14 protein-coding genes are annotated in these 19,937 nt (G+C 70.6%); 5 read left to right on the plus strand and 9 right to left on the minus strand.

Going from position 1 to position 19,937, the window contains the following annotated elements:
- Window positions 1–28 precede the first annotated feature (28 nt).
- Window positions 29–1,213 carry an aspartate kinase gene (locus P2T62_RS18305; protein WP_276258457.1) on the minus strand — a complete coding sequence of 395 codons (1,185 nt, stop codon included), beginning with the start codon at window positions 1,211–1,213 and terminating at the stop codon, window positions 29–31.
- A gap of 162 nt (window positions 1,214–1,375) precedes the next feature.
- Window positions 1,376–2,590, minus strand: coding sequence for an RAD55 family ATPase (locus P2T62_RS18310; protein ID WP_276258458.1), 1,215 nt, complete (start codon window positions 2,588–2,590; stop codon window positions 1,376–1,378).
- A 221-nt stretch (window positions 2,591–2,811) separates the two neighbouring features.
- Here P2T62_RS18310 and P2T62_RS18315 point away from each other — a divergent pair, with 221 nt between their 5' ends.
- The gene (locus P2T62_RS18315) at window positions 2,812–5,526 is read left to right on the plus strand and encodes a valine--tRNA ligase (protein ID WP_276258459.1); all 2,715 of its coding nucleotides are present in this window, start codon (window positions 2,812–2,814) and stop codon (window positions 5,524–5,526) included.
- A 121-nt stretch (window positions 5,527–5,647) separates the two neighbouring features.
- Here the strand turns inward: P2T62_RS18315 and P2T62_RS18320 are convergent, their stop codons facing one another.
- Both P2T62_RS18320 and P2T62_RS18325 read right to left on the minus strand, forming a co-directional pair.
- On the minus strand, window positions 5,648–6,664 hold the full coding sequence (locus P2T62_RS18320; RefSeq protein WP_276258460.1) for a PAS domain-containing protein: 1,017 nt from the start codon (window positions 6,662–6,664) through the stop codon (window positions 5,648–5,650).
- Window positions 6,665–6,716: 52 nt separating this feature from the next.
- On the minus strand, window positions 6,717–9,743 hold the full coding sequence (locus P2T62_RS18325; RefSeq protein WP_276258461.1) for an MMPL family transporter: 3,027 nt from the start codon (window positions 9,741–9,743) through the stop codon (window positions 6,717–6,719).
- A 206-nt stretch (window positions 9,744–9,949) separates the two neighbouring features.
- Between P2T62_RS18325 and P2T62_RS18330 the strand changes: the two genes are divergently transcribed.
- Window positions 9,950–11,173 (plus strand): potassium channel family protein, encoded by a 1,224-nt coding sequence (locus P2T62_RS18330; protein WP_276258462.1) that lies wholly within the window; start codon window positions 9,950–9,952, stop codon window positions 11,171–11,173.
- 32 nt (window positions 11,174–11,205) lie between these two features.
- On the opposite strand, the gene P2T62_RS18335 is transcribed toward P2T62_RS18330, so the two are convergent.
- The gene (locus P2T62_RS18335) at window positions 11,206–11,529 is read right to left on the minus strand and encodes a DUF7536 family protein (protein WP_276258463.1); all 324 of its coding nucleotides are present in this window, start codon (window positions 11,527–11,529) and stop codon (window positions 11,206–11,208) included.
- A 132-nt stretch (window positions 11,530–11,661) separates the two neighbouring features.
- Between P2T62_RS18335 and P2T62_RS18340 the strand changes: the two genes are divergently transcribed.
- Complete coding sequence (locus P2T62_RS18340) at window positions 11,662–12,618, plus strand: succinylglutamate desuccinylase/aspartoacylase family protein (protein WP_276258464.1); 957 nt, start codon at window positions 11,662–11,664, stop codon at window positions 12,616–12,618.
- Window positions 12,619–12,817: 199 nt separating this feature from the next.
- Here P2T62_RS18340 and P2T62_RS18345 read toward each other — a convergent pair whose 3' ends face one another.
- Window positions 12,818–13,522, minus strand: a complete 705-nt coding sequence (locus P2T62_RS18345; RefSeq protein ID WP_276258465.1) for a hypothetical protein — start codon at window positions 13,520–13,522, stop codon at window positions 12,818–12,820.
- A gap of 93 nt (window positions 13,523–13,615) precedes the next feature.
- Here P2T62_RS18345 and P2T62_RS18350 point away from each other — a divergent pair, with 93 nt between their 5' ends.
- Together P2T62_RS18350 and P2T62_RS18355 are read left to right on the plus strand one after the other, a co-directional pair.
- On the plus strand, window positions 13,616–14,692 hold the full coding sequence (locus P2T62_RS18350) for a pyridoxal-phosphate dependent enzyme (protein WP_276258466.1): 1,077 nt from the start codon (window positions 13,616–13,618) through the stop codon (window positions 14,690–14,692).
- Window positions 14,693–14,767: 75 nt separating this feature from the next.
- Window positions 14,768–16,375, plus strand: a complete 1,608-nt coding sequence (locus P2T62_RS18355; RefSeq protein WP_276258467.1) for an ATP-binding protein — start codon at window positions 14,768–14,770, stop codon at window positions 16,373–16,375.
- A 78-nt stretch (window positions 16,376–16,453) separates the two neighbouring features.
- On the opposite strand, the gene P2T62_RS18360 is transcribed toward P2T62_RS18355, so the two are convergent.
- The 3 genes from P2T62_RS18360 to P2T62_RS18370 form a co-directional block, all read right to left on the minus strand.
- Window positions 16,454–17,749: an O-acetylhomoserine aminocarboxypropyltransferase/cysteine synthase family protein gene (locus P2T62_RS18360; RefSeq protein WP_276258468.1), complete on the minus strand. Its 1,296-nt coding sequence runs from the start codon at window positions 17,747–17,749 to the stop codon at window positions 16,454–16,456.
- 184 nt (window positions 17,750–17,933) lie between these two features.
- Window positions 17,934–19,031: a DUF373 family protein gene (locus tag P2T62_RS18365; RefSeq protein WP_276258469.1), complete on the minus strand. Its 1,098-nt coding sequence runs from the start codon at window positions 19,029–19,031 to the stop codon at window positions 17,934–17,936.
- Between the two features lie 68 nt (window positions 19,032–19,099).
- Window positions 19,100–19,813 carry a DUF6517 family protein gene (locus P2T62_RS18370; protein ID WP_276258470.1) on the minus strand — a complete coding sequence of 238 codons (714 nt, stop codon included), beginning with the start codon at window positions 19,811–19,813 and terminating at the stop codon, window positions 19,100–19,102.
- Window positions 19,814–19,937: the final 124 nt, after the last annotated feature.

Here is a 19,937-nt window from a genome sequence, read left to right on the forward strand (position 1 = left end):
TCGGGCCGGTGTGGCGCCGGCGCCCGTGCTACGACTTGAACTTCCCCTGGATGATCTCCAGGGTCTCCTCGCGGTCCTCCCAGTCGACGAAGACCGCCACGGAGGTGGCCGACGTGACGAGGTCGTGGACCGTGATGTGTGCGTCGTGGAGCGGGTCGACGATGTCGTGGAGGATGCCGGACTCGGCCGGCAGCTCGCCGCCCGTCACCCGGACCACGGCGATGTCGTCCTCGACGGTGACCGACGAGAGGATCTCGTCCTCGACCACGGCGTCGTGGAGGACCGTCTCGGCCTGCTCGGCGACCTCGTCGTCGACGTAGAAGGTGACCGAGTCCATCCCGCTGGCGACGCAGTCGATGTTGATGCCGGCGTCGCCCAGCGCGGCCGCCAGTTCGGCCAGGACACCCGGCGAGTTCCGGATGGCCCGACCCGCAACGGTGATACAGGAGAGCCGCCCCTCCCGGAGGTCGATGAGGTTCTGGAACTGGCCCTCGATGCTCGTCCCGCCCGTGAGGAGGTCCCCGTGCTGGTAGTGGACCACCCGGACGTCCATCTCGCCGGTCTTGTACGAGAGGGCGGAGGGCGCGACCACCTCCGCGCCGCGGAACGAGAGGTTCCGCAGCTCGTCGACGGTGATCTCGCCGACGTTGCGGGCCCCCTCGACGACGCGGGGGTCGCCGGTCATGACGCCCTCGACGTCCGTGACGATGACGACCTCGTCGGCGTCCATGTAGTTGCCCAGCATGACGGCGGTGGTGTCGGAGCCGCCGCGGCCCAGCGTGGTGACGTTGCCGGCGTGGTCCTGCGCGAGGAAGCCGGTGATGACGGGGACGGTCCCGTCCATCCGGTCGGCGAGCCGCTTCGCCCGGCGCATGGTCTCGTCCACGTCGACCTCGCCGTGAGCGTCCGTGATGACGGGCCAGTCGTCCCGGCCGGGTTCGAGGAACTCAGCGTTGACACCGCGGGCCGAGAGCGCGGCCTTCAGCATCCGGACCGAGGTCCGCTCGCCCATCGAGACGATCTCGGCCTCGTCGCGCTCGTCGGCCTCGAAGGTGATGGCGTCGAGCAGGAAGTCCGTGGTCGACCCCATCGCGCTCGCGACGACGGCGACCTCGTGGCCGGCCTCGACGGCAGCGGCGATGGAGTCGGCCGCCCGGTTCACCCGGTCGCCGTTCCCGAGGCTGGTCCCCCCGAACTTGGCGACTACGCGCATCCCGGTCGTCCCTCCTGCTGTCGTGCGTTCTGACTCATGCCTCGCGGTACCCGGCCGTTCGGGATAACCCTGTCCCTGAACCGAAGCCTTGCCGTGGACCGGAGCGCCGGCTCGCGGGGCGACGGTGCGCCGACCCCCCGACCGGACGGCCCGCGTTGCAGCTCAGTCGTCGCGCGCCTCGGCGCCCGGTTTGCGCTCGTCCGGCCCGGCCTCGGGCCCGACCGGCGCCGGCGTCTCGCCCTGGCGGTGCTCGCCCTCCTCACGGGTGTCGGCCGCCCCGCTCTCGCCGTTCTCGCGCGCGGCCGCGGCTCGGCGCCGGCGGGTCTTCTCCTGCTCCTCCTCCGGGTCGAACGTCACCATCCCCAGCCCGCTGGTGTACTCGTAGGCGTGCCACTCCGGGATGACGAGCACGCCGTTCAGCTTCCGGATGCGGGCCTGCTTGATGAGCGTGTCCGGGATGATCTCCTCGTTGAGGCGCATCTCGACGATGCCGTCGACGACGTAGCCCAGGTCGTGGGGGAACTCCTCGCCGCCACCCGCGATGGTGGCACCGGCGAAGATGGAGACGAACCGGCCCTTCGAGACGTCCGCCCGGAGGTCCTTGACGAAGTCGTAGGCCTGCACGGGCTGGACGAGCGTCCCGAGTTCGGTCAGCGAGTCGATGAGGACCAGCCCCTCGTCGACCATGTCGCGCGCCTCCAGCGCGTTGTCCAGCTTGTTCCGGACCTCGCCCAGGTCCGACGGGTCGCGGATGGTCGTTGTCGCGTCGGTCGCCACGTCGTAGAGGTGGGCGTTCCACTCGTCCATCCGGTCGAACATCCGGTCGCGGTCCGAGAGCCGGTAGGTGAAGCAGTCGACGATGTGGAGTTGCCCGGACTCCAGGTACGGGAGGACGTTCCAGTCCAGCGTGAGGAACTGCTGGACGACGCTGGCGGGCGGCTCCTGGAAGGAGACCACCACGGCGGGCTCGCCGCGCTGGAGCGCCCGCCAGACGAGTTCGGCGTGCACCGCACGGTCACGGACACCGGCCTCGCCCGCCAGGAGGACGAACGCGTTCCGGGGGAACCCCTGGGGGAGCGAACTGTCCAGCGCCGCCACGCCCGGGCGGACGCGGCGGTGGCCGCCGCCGACGGTCGTGTCGTAGTCGGCGCCCGCGAGCGCGTCCGCGCACGCCTCCGAGCAGCAGCGGTACGTCTCCCCGTCCGCGGTCACCTCGACCCCCTCGGTCGGGATGGGCTGTTCGCAGAACGCGCACCGCTCGCCCGCGTGTGGGTGGCCGGATTCGGGCTCCGTGTCGCCGCCGTCAGCGGGGGGCGCTGACGAGGCCCGGCCTCCGCGCTCGCCCTCTCCGGCGGTCGACCGGCGCTCGTCGGTCATGTCCACTGTTTGGGGTTCCAGCGTAGAAGGGGGTTGCGGTCCCCGCTGTTCGAGCCGGTTCCCGAGCGATTCGAGCGCCCTCACGCGGTTTTCGAGATGTGTCACCGTCCAGTTAGTTCCGGCAGGCCGTCGCCGGCTGGCGGTTCGGCGCTCGCCACGCTGTGGCACCCATCCCCACCGGACCGAGGCCTTTAACCGCGAACCGGGCCCATCCCACGGTAATGCCCAGCGGGAGCTACGACCCCGACGCGGTCGAACCGGCCTGGCAGGACCGGTGGGTCGACGCCGCCACCTACGCCTACGAGTCGGTCGACGATCCGGACCTGTCCTTCAGCATCGACACGCCACCACCGACGGTCTCGGGCGACCTGCACTGGGGCCACGTCTACGGCGCCACCCTGCAGGACTTCGTCGCCCGGTTCCAGCGGATGCACGGCAACGAGGTGTTCTTCCCCTTCGGCTACGACGACAACGGCATCGCGAGCGAGCGGCTCACCGAGGAGGAACTCGGTATCGAGCACTCGAACTTCGAGCGCCGGGAGTTCCAGCGCAAGTGCCGCGAGGTCTGTGCCGAGTACGAGGCCGACTTCACGGAGAAGATGCAGAGCCTCGGCGTCTCCATCGACTGGGACCACACCTACCAGACCATCGAACCCCGCGTCCAGCGCATCTCCCAGCGCTCGTTCATCGACCTCTACGAGCAGGGCCGCGAGTACCGGCGGCGCGCCCCCACCATCTGGTGTCCGGACTGTGCGACCGCCATCTCCCAGGTCGAGACCGAGGACGACGAACGCGGCAGCCACTTCCACGACATCGAGTTCCAGGTCGTGGATTCCGAGGAAGCGTTCACCATCTCCACGACGCGGCCCGAACTCCTGCCCGCGTGCGTCTCCGTCTTCGTCCACCCGGACGACGACGAGAACGAGCACCTCGTCGGCGAGGAGGCGAGGATTCCGCTCTTCGGCCAGGAGGTCCCCATCATCGAGGACGAGCGCGTCGACATGGAGACGGGCAGCGGGGTCGTCATGTGCTGTACCTTCGGTGACCAGACGGACATCGAGTGGTACCAGGCCCACGACCTCCCGCTCCGCATCGCCATCGACGAGACCGGCACGATGACCGAGCAGGCCGGCGAGTACCAGGGGATGGATTCGGGCGAGGCCCGGGAGGCCATCGTCGCGGACCTCGACGAGGCCGGCGCGCTGCTGGACAAGCGCGCCATCACCCACACTGTCAACGTCCACGAGCGCTGTGGCACGCCCGTCGAGTTCCTCGTCACCGAGCAGTGGTACGTCGAGATCCTCGACCGGAAGGAGGAGTACCTGCAGGCCGGCCGGGAGATGGACTGGTACCCGGAGAAGATGTTCACCCGGTACAAGCACTGGATCGAGGGGCTGGAGTGGGACTGGTGCATCTCGCGCCAGCGCTCCTCGGGCATCCCGTTCCCGGTCTGGTACTGTGCCGATTGCGACGCGGAGATCGTCGCGGAGAAGGCCGACCTGCCGGTCGACCCCCTCTCCGACGACCCGCCGGTCGACGCGTGCCCGGAATGCGGTCACGACGAGTTCGTCCCCGAGGACGATGTCTTCGACACCTGGGCCACCTCCTCGCTGACGCCGCTCATCAACGCCGGCTGGGCCGAGGGCGACGACGACCCCGACTCCGACGCGATGGCCCACCCCGAACTCTACCCGATGGACATGCGGCCGCAGGGCCACGACATCATCTCGTTCTGGCTGTTCCACACGGTCGTCAAGTGCTACGAGCACACCGGCGAGCCGCCGTTCGAGTCGGTCATGATCAACGGGATGGTGCTCGACGAGAACCGCGAGAAGATGTCCAAGTCGAAGGGCAACATCGTCGCGCCCGACTCCGTGCTGGAGAAGTACCCCGTCGACGCCGCCCGGTACTGGGCCGCCGGCTCCAGCGTCGGCGACGACCTCCCCTACAAGGAGAAGGGCATCGTCGCGGGCGAGCGCCTGCTCCAGAAGCTCTGGAACGCCTCCAAGCTCGTTGACGAACTCGCACCCGCCGACGAGGTGCCCGACGAGCAGCCCGAGCTGGCGGCGCTGGACGAGTGGCTGCTCGCCCGCCTCGACGAGGAGGTCGAGCGCGCCGCCACCCACCTCGAGAACCGTTCGTTCTCGAAGTACCGGGACTCCCTGCGGTCGTTCTTCTGGCACACGTTCTGCGACGACTACCTCGAGATCGCGAAGGGCCGCATCCGCGAGACCGACGACGCGGGGGCGCGCTACACCCTGCGTGTCGCCCACGAACGGTTCCTCAAGCTGTTCGCACCCGTCCTCGCGCACGTCACCGAGGAGCTGTGGCACGAGATGTACGTCGACGCCGACGCGGTCGGGGCCGAGGACGCCGCGGCCGCGGATGGGGGTGAGGCCGGAGGCCGAGCCTCGTCGGACCAGCGGTCCGACGGTGGTGCCGCAGTCGACTCCATCCACCGGACGGACTGGCCCGAGCCGCTCGGCCTCGACGCCGACATCGAGGGCGGCGAGCGCGCGCTGGAGGTCGTCGGTGCCCTGCGGAAGTACAAGTCCGAGCGCGACCTCGCGCTGAACACGGAGCTCGACCGCGTCGAGGTGTACGGCGACGTGGCCGACTACGTCGACGACATCGCCCGCGCGATGCACGTCGCGGACCTCGAACTGCTGGACGAGGCGCCCGCCGTCGAGACGGTCGTGACGGGGATCGACCTCGACTACTCCGTCGTCGGCCCGGAGTTCGGCGGCGACGTCCCGGACATCGAGGCCGCCATCGGGTCCGGCGAGTACGTCCTCGAGGGCGAGGGCGACGACGCGACGCTCATCGCCGGCGAGCACGAACTGACCGCCGAGATGTTCGACGTCGAGGAGGAGCGCCGCTACGACGGCGACGGCGACCTGCTGGAGACCGACGGCGCCGTGGTCATCGTCGGGTAGCGCGGCGACGACCGCCAGCGTCGTGGCACAACTGACGGCAGATATTCTTCTAATCTCGGCGTTTTCGAGTAGAAACTACAAACAGATTCATAAATTCGAATATTTGTCTGAAATCAACCACTTACACGTGGAGCTGTTCGGTTCGAACGGTGAACCGCCAGCCGCCCGCCGGTGAGTGCGACAACGAGGTCGTCCAGCCGTGGACGACGGCCAGCGGCGAGACGAGGCTCATCTCGAACAGCATCCGGCCGTCGGGACCGATGGACGGTTCCTCGAACGCCTCGCCCGGTGGCTCCGGAAGGGGGGCCGGCCGGTCGTCGTCCACGTAGAACTCGCGGTCGCCGAGCCGGACGCTGACCTCGGCCGCCCCGGCCCCCACGGCGTTCCGGAACAGCGACGAGAGGAGTAGTTCGGCCTCCTCCCGGTAGCACAGGACCGGAAACTCGTCCACGAGGGCGAGCGACGCGTCCTCGTGCTCGATTCCGTCCCAGGCCGCCCGCGCCAGGTCGTCGACGGCCACCTTCTCGTACGCCGGGGGCTGCCCGGACAGTTCGAGCAGGTCCCGCGAGTCGTCGACCGTCTCCTGGATGCGCGCGAGCGCCCGCAGGACTGGTTCGAGTCGCTCGCGCTCGGCCGGGTCGGGGAACAGTTCGGTGAGCCAGCCGTCCGCGATGCCCACCGCGTTGCGCATGTCGTGGAGCAGGACGCGGGTCAGGGTGGCCGCCCGCTCGCGGTGGGCCTCGGTCATGAGGGCGGCGAGTTTCTCGTCGGTGATGTTCTCGTGGGAGACGACGCAGTAGCGACGCCCCTCGAGTTCGACACCGGCCACGTACATCCGGAACCACCGGAGTTCGTCCGGCCCGTGGCAGGGGTACTCCATCGAGAAACTCGGCCGGTCGCCCTCGACGACCGCGGTGACGCCGTCGTAGGCGTGGCTGGCGAACAGGTCGTGCGCGCCCCGCTGCTCGGGCAGGTACGGCTGCCCGACGCCGTGGTCGTCGTAATTGAGGTCGTTCCGGGTCCCGTACTCCCGCCAGGCCTCGTTCACCCACTGGATGACCCCGTCGTCGTCGAGGATCGCGACGTTGAGTGGGAACTGGTCCAGTACCCGTAGTGCCACGCTCCCCCCGAGTTCCATGCGAAAACGAGGTCCGACAGAGCAATAAATCGTTGGACTATGTTGACGTAGCTCAGTCGTCCACGCTCATCGGCTCCGGCGACCGGCTCCGTGAGATCCCGGTCTCGTCCCGGACCTCGTCCGGGCCGTAGCGCCGCGTCCACAGCACCAGCAGCGCGGGCAGCACCACCACGGCACCGACGAACGAGTAGGCGATGGTGAGCGCGGTGATGACGCCGAACTGCTGGAGCGGAACGAGGATGGCGAACGCGAGGACGCCGACGCCCGCGATGTCGGTGATGGCCGAGCCGAGCATCGCGCCGCCCGAGCCCAGCACCGCGGTCTCCAGCGCCGCGCCCATGTCGCCCTGCGCGTGCAGCTCCTGCATGTACCGCTCGGAGAGGTGGATGGCGTAGTCCACCCCGATGCCGATGGTGAACGACGTGATGAGTGCCGTCATCACGTTGAACGGGATGCCCAGGACGTACATCGTCCCGAGGATCCACGCGACGGCCATCCCGATGGGGAGGAGCGTCACCGCCCCGAGCGAGGGGTAGTCCTCCGTCCGGCGGTAGACGAGGACGAGGATGACGAGGACGATGCTCAGCGTGATGGCCAGACCCTTGTTGACCGTCCCGAGGAGCTGTGCGGCGACGGCCTGGTTCTTGATGGGCTGGCCGGTCGCGACCGTCCGGAGGCCGTCGCCCTGGACCGGCGCGGAGGCGTTGCGCACGCGCTCGGTGATCTCGGACTCCGAGTAGGTCCCGTTGACGGGGATCTTCACCCGGAGCGCGACGTACTCGCCGTCCTCGCGGGCGACCATCGTCTCCGCGGCCGCGGGGGCGACCTCGTAGAGCGTGTCGTAGACCCGTTCGAGGTTCCGGTCGGGGATGCCGTTGTCGTCCGTGTCGGCCTCGCGCAGCACGCGGGCGAACGTCTCGTTGCGCTCGGCGACCGTCTGCATCAGCCGCGAGGGCGTCTGTGTGGCGTAGGTCTCGTCCGGGAGCTGGAGCGCGACGCCGGTCTCGTTGACGCGGTCGCCGGCCTGCTGGGCCCGCTCCAGCGCCCGGTCGCCCGTCACCTCCCCCCGGATGACGTACTGGGTGAACGTGCCGTCGTAGATGAAGCCCGCCTCCTCGACGTAGTCGAGGTTGTCCTGTGCGGTGTAGTTGGCGGGCTGGAAGGCGGGCGGGAGGTCCTCGGCCCAGCCGGGGACGTCGCCGTCGTCGACCAGCAGGTCGTCCTGCTCGAACTGGTTGGAGACCTGCGTGGCGCCGGCGATGCCGCCGACCGTCGCCAGCAGCGCCAGCCCGACGACGGCCCACGGCGTCCGCCGGGCGAACGCGACGATGGTCCCGAGGAACGACTCGAACCGACCCTGCGTCCCGAACGCGGCCCGGCGGCGGTCGTGGCCCCGGGCCTCGAGGAAGCGGTCGACCTCGACCTTCAGCGCGGGGACGAACGCGCCGAAGACGACCAGGGCCGCGACGATGCCGACCGCACTCACGATGCCGAACTCGCGGATGGGGCCGACCCCGCTGGTGAGGTTCGCGAGGAAGCCGGTCGCGGTGGTCAGCGTCACCAGCGCGAGCGCCGTCCCCACCCCACCGAGCGCGACGGCCATCGTCCCCATGATGTCGTCCGGCGGCCCACGTGCCGCCCCGGACGGGCCACCGGGCGGGTCGGGGTCGTCGCCGCCCGGGGCCGTGGCCCCGCCGGCGTCGTCCGGGGTGGTCGGCTGGCCCGGGGACGGGTCGGCGTCCGCGGTGGTGTCCTCGTCGACATCCGCGGTCGTGTCCCCGTCTGCGTCCGCGGTCGTTTCCTCATCGGCGCCCGCGTCCGCCCCGGCCGTCTCCGAGTCGGTGTCGCCGCCGAAGACGAACCCCCCCTCCACGTCCGCGTCGTCGGCCGCCTCGCCCGCACCCGCGTCGCCGTCCGCCTCGTCTCCGTCCTCGGGAGGGTGGCCGCCGTCGGTCCTGGCGCCCCCGTCCGCGGTCGCGCCGCGGGCGCTGGGGGACGTGTGCCGGTCGGTGTCCCCGCTCGCCCCGGGTGGGCGCTCCTCGCGGTGGCGCATGAAGACGTGGATGGCGTAGTCCACGGAGAGACCCATCAGCAGGACCGGGACGGCGACGAACAGCTGGTTGAACGTGATGTCCAGCCAGCCCATGAAGCCGAACGCCCACGTCAGGACCATCCCGACGCCCAGCAGGCCGAGCGCCGCGTCCACGAGGTCACGGTAGGCGAACAGCAGCACGAGGACCATCAACAGCAGCGCGAACGGGCCGACGATGGTGAGGCTGTCCAGCGATGACTGCCGGAGTTCGGCGTTGATGATGCCGTTGCCGACGATGACCGCGTCGCGGTTCGAGGCCGACAGCTCGTCGTTGGCGATCCGCTGTGCGGTGAGCTGTGCGGCGGTGAGGTTCTTCGGGTCCGTCTCCTCGTCGTGCGAGAGGACGATACCCGTCGCGGGGGCGGTCTTGTCGTTGCCGCCGTAGCTGAGCGGGACGAACGCGAAGCCGCCGCCCTGGGGCCAGGTGTGCTCGGGGTCCGACAGCACCTCGCCGATGGCGTAGGTGGTGTAGAGGCGGCGCTCGAACTCCGAGACGTTACGGATCGCGGCCTTCTGTTCCGCCAGCGTCGGCCGCGGCTCGATGTCCATCTCGTCGACGGGGACCCCCTGGTCGTCCCGGACGGCGATGATGGCGACGGCGTTGGCCATGGATATCGGCCGCTGCTCGGCCACCAGGGTCCGGTTGACGGTCTCGTTGGCCAGCAACCGCTCCTGGATGCGCAACACCGTCAGATAGCCCTCCGCCGTGAGGACGTTCCGCTCGGTCGCGCCGACGGAGTCGTTCCGGGTGTCCCGGACGACCAGCAGCGACTGCTCGACGCCGGCGGCGGAGCCGGACATCTCCCGCTCGACGAAGTCGTCCGCCGCGGCCGGTTCGGTGCCGCCGCGGAACTGTTCGAGCGAGGTCGACAGTTCGACGGAGGGAGCCGCGGCACCCAGCAGGAGCGTGGCCGCGAGCACGACGACGATGGTGAGCCGCCGGCGCTCGTCGACGAGGAGACGCGCGAACTCCCGGGGACTTCTCACGGTGACACCCCCGGGCGGGTGGCGGGGCCGTGCGACGTGGGCAGCGATGGAGGACGGGCGTGCACGTTCACCCCATCCCTCCGTGTCCCCCGACTTAGGCGCTTTGCCGCCTGGAGACGGGGGTACTTGAGCGGTCGTCCGGCGCGGTGGCACACGGGAGGCCCGGTCCGCGAACGTTTTAGTCGGGTGCCGCGCAAGGCGCGAGCATGGAGATCGAGTACGAGCCGGTGAGCGTCAAGGAGGTTCTGGCGGAGATGAAAGACACCGCCGAACTGCTCATCGACCTCTCGTACTCGGCGGTCCTCCTCGGGAGCACCGGGGTCGCCGAGGAGGTGCTGGAACTCGAGGAGCGGATGGACGTGCTACAGATGCAGGCCCGGATGAGCCTGCTGATGGCCGCTCGCAACCCCGAGGACGCCGAGGCGCTCGCCCCCGTGCTGGGCGTCGTCGGCGCCGCCGAGAAGATCAGCGACGCCGCCGGCGACATCGCGAAGGTCGTCGTCGAGGAGGTCGGCCTGCCCGAGTCGATGCGGACGGCGCTGCCGGAGGCGGTCGAGGCGCTCGTCCCGGTGGGGGTCGCCGCCGATTCACCGCTCGCGGACACGACGCTCGGGGAGTCGAACCTCGAGACCGAGACCGGCGTCCGGGTCATCGCCATCCGGCGCGATGGCGACTGGCTGCTCAACCCGGCCCACGACACCCACCTCCGGACCGGCGACGTGGCGCTCCTGCGGGGCCCCGAGGACGGCATCGCCGAGGTCCACGAGCAGCTCTGTGGCCAGCCCTACGAGCCGCCCGATCCGGACGAACCCGCCATCGCGGACCTCGAGCGGGCGCTGGACTCCATCGTCCTCATGAAGGACATGAGCGAACTCGCGGTCGACCTGGCGTACGGGGCGATCCTCTACGACAGCGAGGCGCTCGCCGAGGAGGTGCTGGAGCTGGAGGCCGAGGTCGACGCGCTCCAGTCCCGGTTCGAGGCGTGGATCCTGCGGGCGGCCGCGAGCGTCGACGACCCCGTCTCGCTCCGTGGACTCGTCCACCTCGCGACCGCGACCGAGGTCATCTCCGACGCCGCGGTCGAGATCAGCGAGGGCGTCCTCCGGGGGCTGGGGACCCACCCGGTCATCACCGAGGCGGTGTGGGAGTCCGACGAGGTGGTCGTCCGCTACACGGTGTCGCCGGATAGCCCGCTCGACGGGGCGACCCTTGGCGACGCGGAGGTATCGACGGAGACGGGGATGCGGGTCATCGCGGTCCGGCGCGGTGAACCCGCCGAATCCGCGACCGCGGGGGAGTCGGACTGGGTCGTCTCGCCGGGGCCGGACACCCGGCTCCGGGCGAACGACCGCTTCGTCGCGAAGGGGACCCGCTCCGGGGCCGGGCGGCTCGCCGAGCTCGCCGGCGACGAACCACCCGAGACGGGCTGATCCTGCGGTTGTGCAGGCCGTATCGGCCGCACCTACTCCAGCTCCCGTGCCCGGTGGAGTGCAGAGCGCAGCGTGAGGACCGCCGTCAGCAGCAGCCCCGTCCCGACCGCGAGGACGAACCCCAGCGTCGCCCACAGCGCCAGCGAGTACGGCCGGTCGGGAACGACGACGTAGACGTAGACGACGAACACGGTGAACGCGACGCCCAGCGCGAAGCCGACGGCGGCGTTCCGGCGGACGTTCAGGGCCGCGACGACGTTGGCGACGCCCGGACGGTCGGGAACGTCCGAACCGGGGGCACCGGCCTCACCGCTCCGGTCCCCGTCGGTGGCGTGTTCGGCGTCGCGGTCGGACACACCTGGACGTACGGCGTGCGCAGGCAAATCGGTTGGCATCGCGGACGACCTGCCCCCGACGATGGCTCCCGAAACCGGCAGGGCGGGCGGATACCGAACCTCCTAATAGCGGTCCCGGGATGACTAACGTTCATGACTAGCCTCGGGACGGCGAGCGCGGCCCCCGGCGAGAAGGACACGGGTCGCCTGACGGTCGGCGAGGCCCGCGACGGGTCGGAGGTCGGCCTGCCGGTCGCCGTCGTCAACGGGGCACGCGACGGTCGTACGCTCTACATCCAGGCCGTCAGCGACGGCGACGAGCTCAACGGCCTGGGCGTCGTCCAGCGGCTCTACCCACGCATCAACCCGAAGGAGCTCTCGGGGACGGTCCTCGTCGTCGGCATCGTCAACCACTACGGCTTCCAGATCGCCGAGCACCGCAACCCCATCGACGACACGAAACTCAACCGCGCCTATCCCGGCAACACCAACGGCACCGCCAGCGAGCGCATCGCCGCCGCCACCTTCGACGCCGCAACCCGCGCGGACCTCGTGCTGGACCTCCACCAGGGGTCGACCAGCCGGATGATCAACGAGACCCGCGTCCGCTGTGGCCCGCGCCACCGCCTCCACCGGGACTGTCTGGAACTCGCGAAGGTGTTCGGCTGTGGCTACATCCTCGACCAGAAGGGGCCGGACGGCCAGCTCGCCCGCGCGGCCCCCGACGAGGGGATCCCCACCATCGACCCGGAGCTGGGGGGCTCGGTCGGCTGGGACGAGGAGTCCATCCGCCTGGGTCTGGAGGGTGTCATGAACGTCCTCACCTACTACGACTTCCTCGACGGGACCCACGACCCCGACAGCCAGACCCGGGCGACGGGGTTCGAGCAGTACGGCGCCCCCGCCGGCGGTCTCGTCTCGTTCCACGCCGACCTCGGGGACACCGTCGAGCGCGGCGACACCCTGTTCGAGGTGACGGACGCGTTCGGCACCGTCAAGAGCGAGGTCACCGCCGACACCGCGGGCATCTTCTGGCGGACCCGGCGCCTCCCGCAGATCGCGACCGGGGAGTACGTCTGTAGCGTCGGGACGGACATCGACCAGTACTGAGAACTCTTCAGTCGTCGGGCCTCCCCATGGCGCACGGAGCGCGTCGCTGCGGGAACTGGCCAGCGATTCGCCTGCCGACTTCGGCGGCACCCCACGCCGCGGAGACGTTCGGAGACCCGTCACCCGCCCCCACGCGCTCCGGACGGTGCCCCCGCTCCGGTGTGGACGTGCGGAGTCCCCGATACCATCGTCCGCCGACTCAGCCCCGCATCGAAGCGAACAGCAGCCGCAGGTTCGTCCCGAGCTGGCCGACGAGCGCCCGGGGGAATCGGCGGCGGGCGCCGTCGAGACAGTCGGCCAGCGCGGCCCCCGCGTCGTCGAGGACGCCCTCACCGTGGCCGAACAGCAGGCGGTCGGGGTCGAGGGCGCCGAGCGTCTCCCGCGGCGGGACGAGCCGGTGGGAGAGCACCACGCCGACCCGCTCGTCGCCGACGGTGTAGCCCGGTCCGGACCCGAGCAGGTCCGGGACGTAGAGGGTGCCGTCGGCCTCGCGGTAGGCGATCGCCTCCTGCCACATCCCGAGCGGCTCGAACCGGTGGAGCTGGAAGCCGCTCGCACCGAACGTGCGGTCGAACCGCTCGACCGGAGCGTCCACCTTCCCGGCGACGCGGTCCATCCATCGGGGGATGTGGACGGCGACGTCGTGTCGCTCGGCGACGGCGCCGGCGTCGCGGGCGTGGTAGCTGGAGCAGACCGCCACGCCGGCCAGGTCGCCGAGGTCGGCCAGCAACTCGTCGAGGCCGGGCGCGTCCACCGGGTCGAGCACCCAGACACCGTCGTCGGCGCGGACGGCGTGGCTGGCGCGGCGGCCCTCCTCGTCGGGGTGAGCCAGCCAGCCGACGCCGCCGGCCCAGCGGTCGATGACTCTGATGTCGGTCGCGGGGGACCTGTCGTAGACGGGCATCGGTCGCCAGTTCCGGGAGGACCTACTCGAAGGAACCGGTCCACGGCACGAACGACCGAAACCGACACGCCACCACCGCGCCTGACCACGTCCATGGTCGACCTCCACTGCCCCTCGTGTGGAAACGAGTACGCCGACCGGTGGCGCTGCGAGTGCGGGGCACCGCTGGACTACGAACAGCCCCTGCCGGCGGCCGACTCGCCCGCCGAAGCCGACCTCGATTTCTCGCGGGGGCTGTGGGCGTTCTCGGAGTTCCTGCCCGTCGACCCCGAGGTGACGCTGGGCGAGGGGCCGACACCGCTGGTCGAGGCGCCCGACTGGGACGCCGAGTTCAAACTCGACTGGACGCTCCCCTCGGGGTCGTTCAAGGACCGCGGCGCGACGGCCGTCCTCTCGCGGGCGGCCGAACTGGGCGTCGAGCGCGTGGTGGAGGACTCCTCGGGGAACGCGGGCGCCGCCATCGCCACCTACGCGGCGCGGGCGGGCATCGACTGCGCGGTGTACGTGCCGGCGTCGGTGAAGCCGGTGAAGGTCCGGGCCATCGAGCGTGCCGGGGCCGCGGTCGAGCGCATCGAGGGGTCGCGCCAGGACGTGACCGACGCCTGCGTCGCGGCCGTCGAGCGGGGAGAGGGCTGGTACGCCAGCCACGCCTGGAACCCGTACTTCTTCGCGGGGACCGCGACGATGGCGTACGAACTCGCGTGGCAGCGCGACTGGTCGGTGCCCGACGCCGTCGTCCTGCCGCTGGGCCACGGGACGATGTTCCTCGGCGCGTACCGGGGGTTCCGTGCGCTCCACGATGCGGGGTGGATCGACTCGATGCCGCGGCTGCTGGGCGCCCAGGCCGCCGGCTACGCGCCCGTCGTGGCGGCACTGCACGGCGAGGAGGCAGCCGCCGGCGAGAACGATGCCGCCGACGGCATCCAGATACGGGAGCCGGTCCGGTTCGACGAGATCGTCGATGCCGTGGAGGCGACCGATGGGGACGCCATCGCGCTCGACGCGGCGGCGGTCGAGCGGGAACTCGACGCGTGCCACCGGGCGGGGTTCTACGTCGAGCCGACGTGTGCGGTCGCGCCCGCCGCCCTGCGCGCGTATCGGGAGCGGGGCGTGCTCGGAACGGACGCGGACGTGGTGGTCGGCCTGAGCGGGAGTGGGCTGAAGGGGTGAGCCGGGACGCGTCGGTGTGGCGAGCGGGGTAAGCTGCCAGGAACGCTTATCCGAGAGAACTCGGATAGTGAAACGATGGGCCACCGAGCGAACTACAGCGGACTCGTCATCGCTGGCATCGGGTTCGTCCTCACCAGGTTCACCGTGGCGCTCGCGGTCTACGAGGACCCGATCCGCTTCTACTTCGCCGGCGTCGTGCCGCTGGTGCTCGGCCTCGTCCTGGCCGCCTTCGGGGTCGCCCTCGTCGTCGCCGATGTCGACCCCAGACTCGTCCGGTCGGCAGCGCGCTGGTGTGTCATCGGCACCGGGGCGATGCTCGTGCTCGTCGTCCTCACACTGCTCGGCTCCGCCGGCGGCATCCCCACGATGGAGGCGGTCCGGTCCGGAACCACGCTCTCGACGTTCCTCATCGGCGGGAGCATCGGCGGCACCCTGACGGGACTGTACGCGGCTCGCAGCCGCCGGCAGAACGACGCCCTCCAGCAGCAGGCCAACCGGCTCGAGGTCCTCAACCGGATGCTCCGCCACGAGGTGCTCAACGCTGTGAACGTCATCCAGGGGTACACGACGCTGGACGACGACAGCGGCCGTGTCTCGGAGACGATCAAGAAGCGATCCGCCGCCATCGCACAGACCATCGAGGACGTATCGTACCTCACCTGGAGCGCGACGACGAGCGACGCCCCGGATGTCACGACCGACCTCGTAGCGGAACTCCGGGCGAGCGTCCGGACCGTCCGCGAGCGCCACCCGGACGCCACCATCTCGGTCGACCCGCTGCCGGACGACCTGTCGGTCCAGGCCAGCGAGCGCCTCGAGCAGGTCATCACCCAGCTCCTCGAGAACGCGGTCACGCACACGGCCGCGGACACCGATGTCGAGGTGGCGGTGACGACCGTCCACGGCAGCGTCCGCCTCAGCGTCCGCGACCACGGCCCCGGCCTCCCCGAACCCCAGCAACGGCTCCTCGAAACGGGTGAGATAACCGAGTTCGACGACCCGAGGGACGGCTACGGCCTGAACATCGTCCGCCTCATCGTCGAGAGCTTCGGCGGGGAAATCGAGACCGACGTCACCGACGACGGGACCACCGTCACGGTCGTCCTCCCCCGTACCGAGCACCGGACGACAGGTATCGAGTCGAGTTCCACGGGACTGACCGGCATCCGACCGTCGGTCCCACACCTGGCCGTCATCCTCGGTGCGTCGGTATTCGCCGGGGTGCTCTACGGCCTCATGTCGGAACAGCTCGGTGGCTCCGTCGCCGCCATCGGCGTGTTCTACGGCATCAACGATCCCGTCGTGGGGTGGATCACGCACGAGTTCCACAGCGCGGTCTTCGCGTTCGTCTTCGCCGGGCTCGTCTCGTTCGCCCCGGCGCGGTATCGTGACCACGTCCCGGCGTACGTGGTCCTCGGGGCGGCGTGGGGGCTGGCCGTCTGGCTGGTCGCGGCCGGGTTCGTGGCCCCCATCTGGTTGCGGCTGCTCGGAACACCGGTTCCCGTCCCGACGTTCTCCGGGCTGTTGCTCGTGAACCACCTCGTCTGGGGGGGTTCGCTCGGGCTTCTCACCGCACTGGGATACCGGTACGTCACCCAGCAGTCACACAGCACCGGAGACCGGTCTGTGGACGGGTCGGCCGAGGAGCGACCGGCGGCCGACCGACGGGCACGGCGAGAGTGAACCGCCCCGGAGTCGAGCCCCGGGGCACTCGCCCGGCACCCGTCGCGTCGGCGCCGACCACCACCCCCACGCCGCGTCTCAGTTCGCCGACTCGATGGCCTGCCGGAGGTCCTCGATGATGCGGCCGGGGTCCTCGATGCCGACCGAGAGCCGGACGAGGTCGTCCGTGACCCCCGACGATTCCTTCTCCTCCTCGGTGAGCTGCTGGTGGGTCGTGGAGGCGGGGTGGATGATGAGCGTCTTCGCGTCGCCGACGTTCGCGAGGAGGCTCGCCAGCTCCGTCGATTCGACCGTCGTTCGGGCGGCCTCGTAGCCCCCCTCCAGCCCGAAGGTGATCATCCCGCCGTAGCCCCCGTCGAGGTACTCGCTGGCGGTGTCGTGGGTGGGGTGCGATTCGAGGCCGGGATAGTTGACCCACGCGACGTCGTCGTGCTGGTCGAGGAACTCCGCGACGGCCATCGCGTTCTCGCAGTGACGCTCCATCCGCAGCGGCAGGGTCTCCAGGCCCTGGATGGTCTGCCAGGCGTCGAACGGGGACTGCTGGTTGCCCAGGTCACGGAGCCCGCGGGCGATGGCAGCGTAGGTGAACGCCTGCTCGCCGAACGTCTCGGCGAAGTTGACGCCGTGGTACGCCGGGTTGTCCTTCGCGATCTCCGGGTAGTCCTCGGCGTACTCCGCCCACGGGAAGGAACCGCCGTCGACGACGACCCCGCCGATGGTGGTCCCGGACCCGTGGAGCCACTTCGTCGTGGAGTTCCAGACGAGGTCGGCGCCGTGCTCGAGCGGCCGGCAGAGCGCGGGCGTCGCGAACGTGTTGTCGACGAACAGCGGCGTCCCGTGCTCGTGGGCGATATCGGCGATGCGCCCGATGTCCGGCGTGTCCAGCGCGGGGTTGCCGATGGTCTCGAGGTGGACGTACGCGGTGTCGTCGTCGATGGCCTCGGCGTACGCGTCGTAGTCGAGCGTGTCGACGAAGCGCGTCGTGACCCCGCGGCGCTCGACGGTGTGGGTGAGGTAGGTGTAGGTGCCGCCGTACAGCGAGGAGGCCGAGACGATGTTGTCGCCGGCCTCGGCGAGCAGGAACGTCGTCAGGTCGAACGCGGCCATCCCGGAGGCCGTGACCGCGGCGCCGACCCCGCCCTCGAGTGCGGCGAGGCGCTCCTGGAGCGTCTCCAGGGTGGGGTTCATCAGCCGGGAGTAGATGTAGCCCGGCTTCGAGAGCTCGAACTGCGCGGCGGCGTCCTCGGCGTCGTCGAAGACGTAGGAGGTGGTCTGGTACAGCGGCGGCGCACGGGCGCCCGTCGCGGGGTCGGGCTCCTGGCCGGCGTGCAGCGAGTCGGTCGCGAGCTGGCGGTCGTCTGAGTCGTCGCTCATACCCGCCCATCCACCCCACGGGATATGAGGGCGCCCCTCTCGCCCAGCATTGCCGGGAGTCGTGACATCCGTCTCGGACCGCAGACGCCGGACTCGGGTCCCGACAGGGACGTTCGGGGACGAAGCGGCCCCGCGAGTAGTGGCGACGAGCGTCATCACCGTGGCCGTGGGCGCGGTCCCATCGCTACGCGGCCTTCGAGTCCGGGCGGCGGGGAGAGCGCTGCTCGGCGATGGCGAACGCGAGCGTGCTGAACAGCCCCAGCAGCGTCCCGCCTGCGAGCGCGGCTGCCAGGTACGCGAGGTCGGCGTACGGGAGCGCGAGGAAGAACGCGCTCACGCCGTGGAGGACGACGGCGATGGCGACGACGTAGAACGGCGCGTTGAGGTAGCGCCAGCGGAAGCCGCCGGCGATGTACTCGTCGGTGATGCGCCCGAGCGAGGCGATGACGCCGGCCGCGGCGAACCACTCGACGGCGCCGTTGACCAGCGCCGCGAGCGTCTGTCCCGGCCCCAGCTGGCCGCCCGCCGTCGCCCGGAGCGTCTCGACCACCTCGACGCCGGTGACCCCACCGACGACGAGCAGCGCCGCCGCGACGACGTACGTGACGAGCGTCACGCGGCCGGTGAACAGGCTCGTCCGTGCGCGCTCGACGACGCGGTCGACGGTCCGCTCGACGGCGAGCCCCCGCCCGAGGATGTAGAGGCCGAGCAGCGCCGACACCAGCCCCAGTGTCGACCCAGGCAGTCCGAGCTGGTCGGCGAGGATGGCCACGGGGTAGATGAGTAGCAGGATGCCCAGCGGGACCAGGATGGTCCCCCGCGTCTCGGGGTCCGAGAGCACCTGCTTGAAGGTGTAGTACATCGACTCCAGGTCCTGGGCCTGCCGGACGACGACGCGTCGGACGCCGTCGATGGGAACCCGCGACCGGATGACGGGGATGACGGACTCGTCCTGGGCGCCGTCGGTGACGACCAGCGCGCGGACGTCCTCGCCGGTCGCGAGGGATGCGAGCACGGTGTCGACCTCGTCGCCGACCTCGCGGTTGGCGGCCACGTCGCCGCGCTCGTTGCCCGTGACGACGGCCACCTCGACGGTCTCGTCGGTGATGCGGTCGTAGAGATGACACCCCTCGAAGCAGACGTTCACGTCCGAATCCTCGGGGTCGGCCGTGGCGAGGTCGACGGCCGCACGCTCGACTGAGGAGCGGCCGATGACGGGCGTGTCGTGGTCCGTCTTCCGGCCAAGGTCGTCGTCGAGGTCGACACACAGGACGAGCAGCACGGTCGCGCACGGCTACGACGCCGCGGGTTAATTCGCTTGTGGGTACACGACCACGTCGTCCGGGCTCGTCAGCCCCCCGCCTCGCCGCCACGCCCGGCCGTCTCGTGCTCCACGCCCGACAGCAGCGTCCGGACGGTGTCCTCGCGCCGCCCCACGGCCTGCGGATGCGCGGCGACCGTGAGCACGAAGTCCGGGCCCGCCCGGACCGGGTTCCCGACGTAGAGGTAGATGGGCACCTCGGTCGAGGCCACGCCGGCGCTCAGCAGTTCCGCCCGCGCCGTGAAGCGGGTGAGTGTCGTCGTCGATCCGAGCAGTCCCCCCTCGAGTCGCCCCTCCTGCGAGAGGTCGCGGATCGAACCGTAGTGCTGCTGGATCAGGTCGGCGAGCTCCGCCGTCGAGAGGTTCCCGACTGGATTGAGCGTCCGACCGAACACCTCGACCGCGGGCGTCGTGAACGTCGCGAACACCGCGGCGCGGGCATCGGTCGGGAGCCCGAGACCCGTGTCGAGGCCGACCCGTCGGTCGTACTCGGCGAGCATATTGGTCACGCGGACGTCCCGCGAGGCCGGACCCAGCGTCACCCGGCGCTCGAAGGGGATGCCGGTGATGCCCGCCTCGTCGTAGCGGGTCGCGTCGAGGGCGGGCCGCGCGACGGTGGCACGCCCGGCGTCCAGCGCGACCTCACCGGAGAGCGCGGCACAGCCCGCCAGCCCCGATGCCAGGGCTGCCCCCGCCGTGGCGAGGAGGGCCCGACGGCGCCGGCCCGTCGTCTCGTCTTGCACACCTGCGGGGAGCCGGTCGGGGGCTATGGGTCTGTCGGCCGACCGGAGCGTTGCTCCACCTGCACACCGCCCTCGAGGATAAAATGCGATACAAGTTCCCAGATGTCACTATCTGTACCAGAGA

This window comes from Haloglomus litoreum, from assembly GCF_029338515.1.
Lineage (GTDB): Archaea > Halobacteriota > Halobacteria > Halobacteriales > Haloarculaceae > Haloglomus > Haloglomus litoreum.

What these genes read in the sequence shown, in the direction of transcription:
- P2T62_RS18305 (WP_276258457.1), bottom strand. Translation starts at nt 1,213, where the DNA reads ATGCGCGTAGTCGCCAAGTTCGGGGGGACCAGCCTCGGGAACGGCGAC.
- P2T62_RS18310 (WP_276258458.1), bottom strand. Translation starts at nt 2,590, where the DNA reads ATGACCGACGAGCGCCGGTCGACCGCCGGAGAGGGCGAGCGCGGAGGC.
- P2T62_RS18315 (WP_276258459.1), top strand. Translation starts at nt 2,812, where the DNA reads ATGCCCAGCGGGAGCTACGACCCCGACGCGGTCGAACCGGCCTGGCAG.
- P2T62_RS18320 (WP_276258460.1), bottom strand. Translation starts at nt 6,664, where the DNA reads ATGGAACTCGGGGGGAGCGTGGCACTACGGGTACTGGACCAGTTCCCA.
- P2T62_RS18330 (WP_276258462.1), top strand. Translation starts at nt 9,950, where the DNA reads ATGGAGATCGAGTACGAGCCGGTGAGCGTCAAGGAGGTTCTGGCGGAG.
- P2T62_RS18340 (WP_276258464.1), top strand. Translation starts at nt 11,662, where the DNA reads ATGACTAGCCTCGGGACGGCGAGCGCGGCCCCCGGCGAGAAGGACACG.
- P2T62_RS18345 (WP_276258465.1), bottom strand. Translation starts at nt 13,522, where the DNA reads ATGCCCGTCTACGACAGGTCCCCCGCGACCGACATCAGAGTCATCGAC.
- P2T62_RS18350 (WP_276258466.1), top strand. Translation starts at nt 13,616, where the DNA reads ATGGTCGACCTCCACTGCCCCTCGTGTGGAAACGAGTACGCCGACCGG.
- P2T62_RS18355 (WP_276258467.1), top strand. Translation starts at nt 14,768, where the DNA reads ATGGGCCACCGAGCGAACTACAGCGGACTCGTCATCGCTGGCATCGGG.
- P2T62_RS18360 (WP_276258468.1), bottom strand. Translation starts at nt 17,749, where the DNA reads ATGAGCGACGACTCAGACGACCGCCAGCTCGCGACCGACTCGCTGCAC.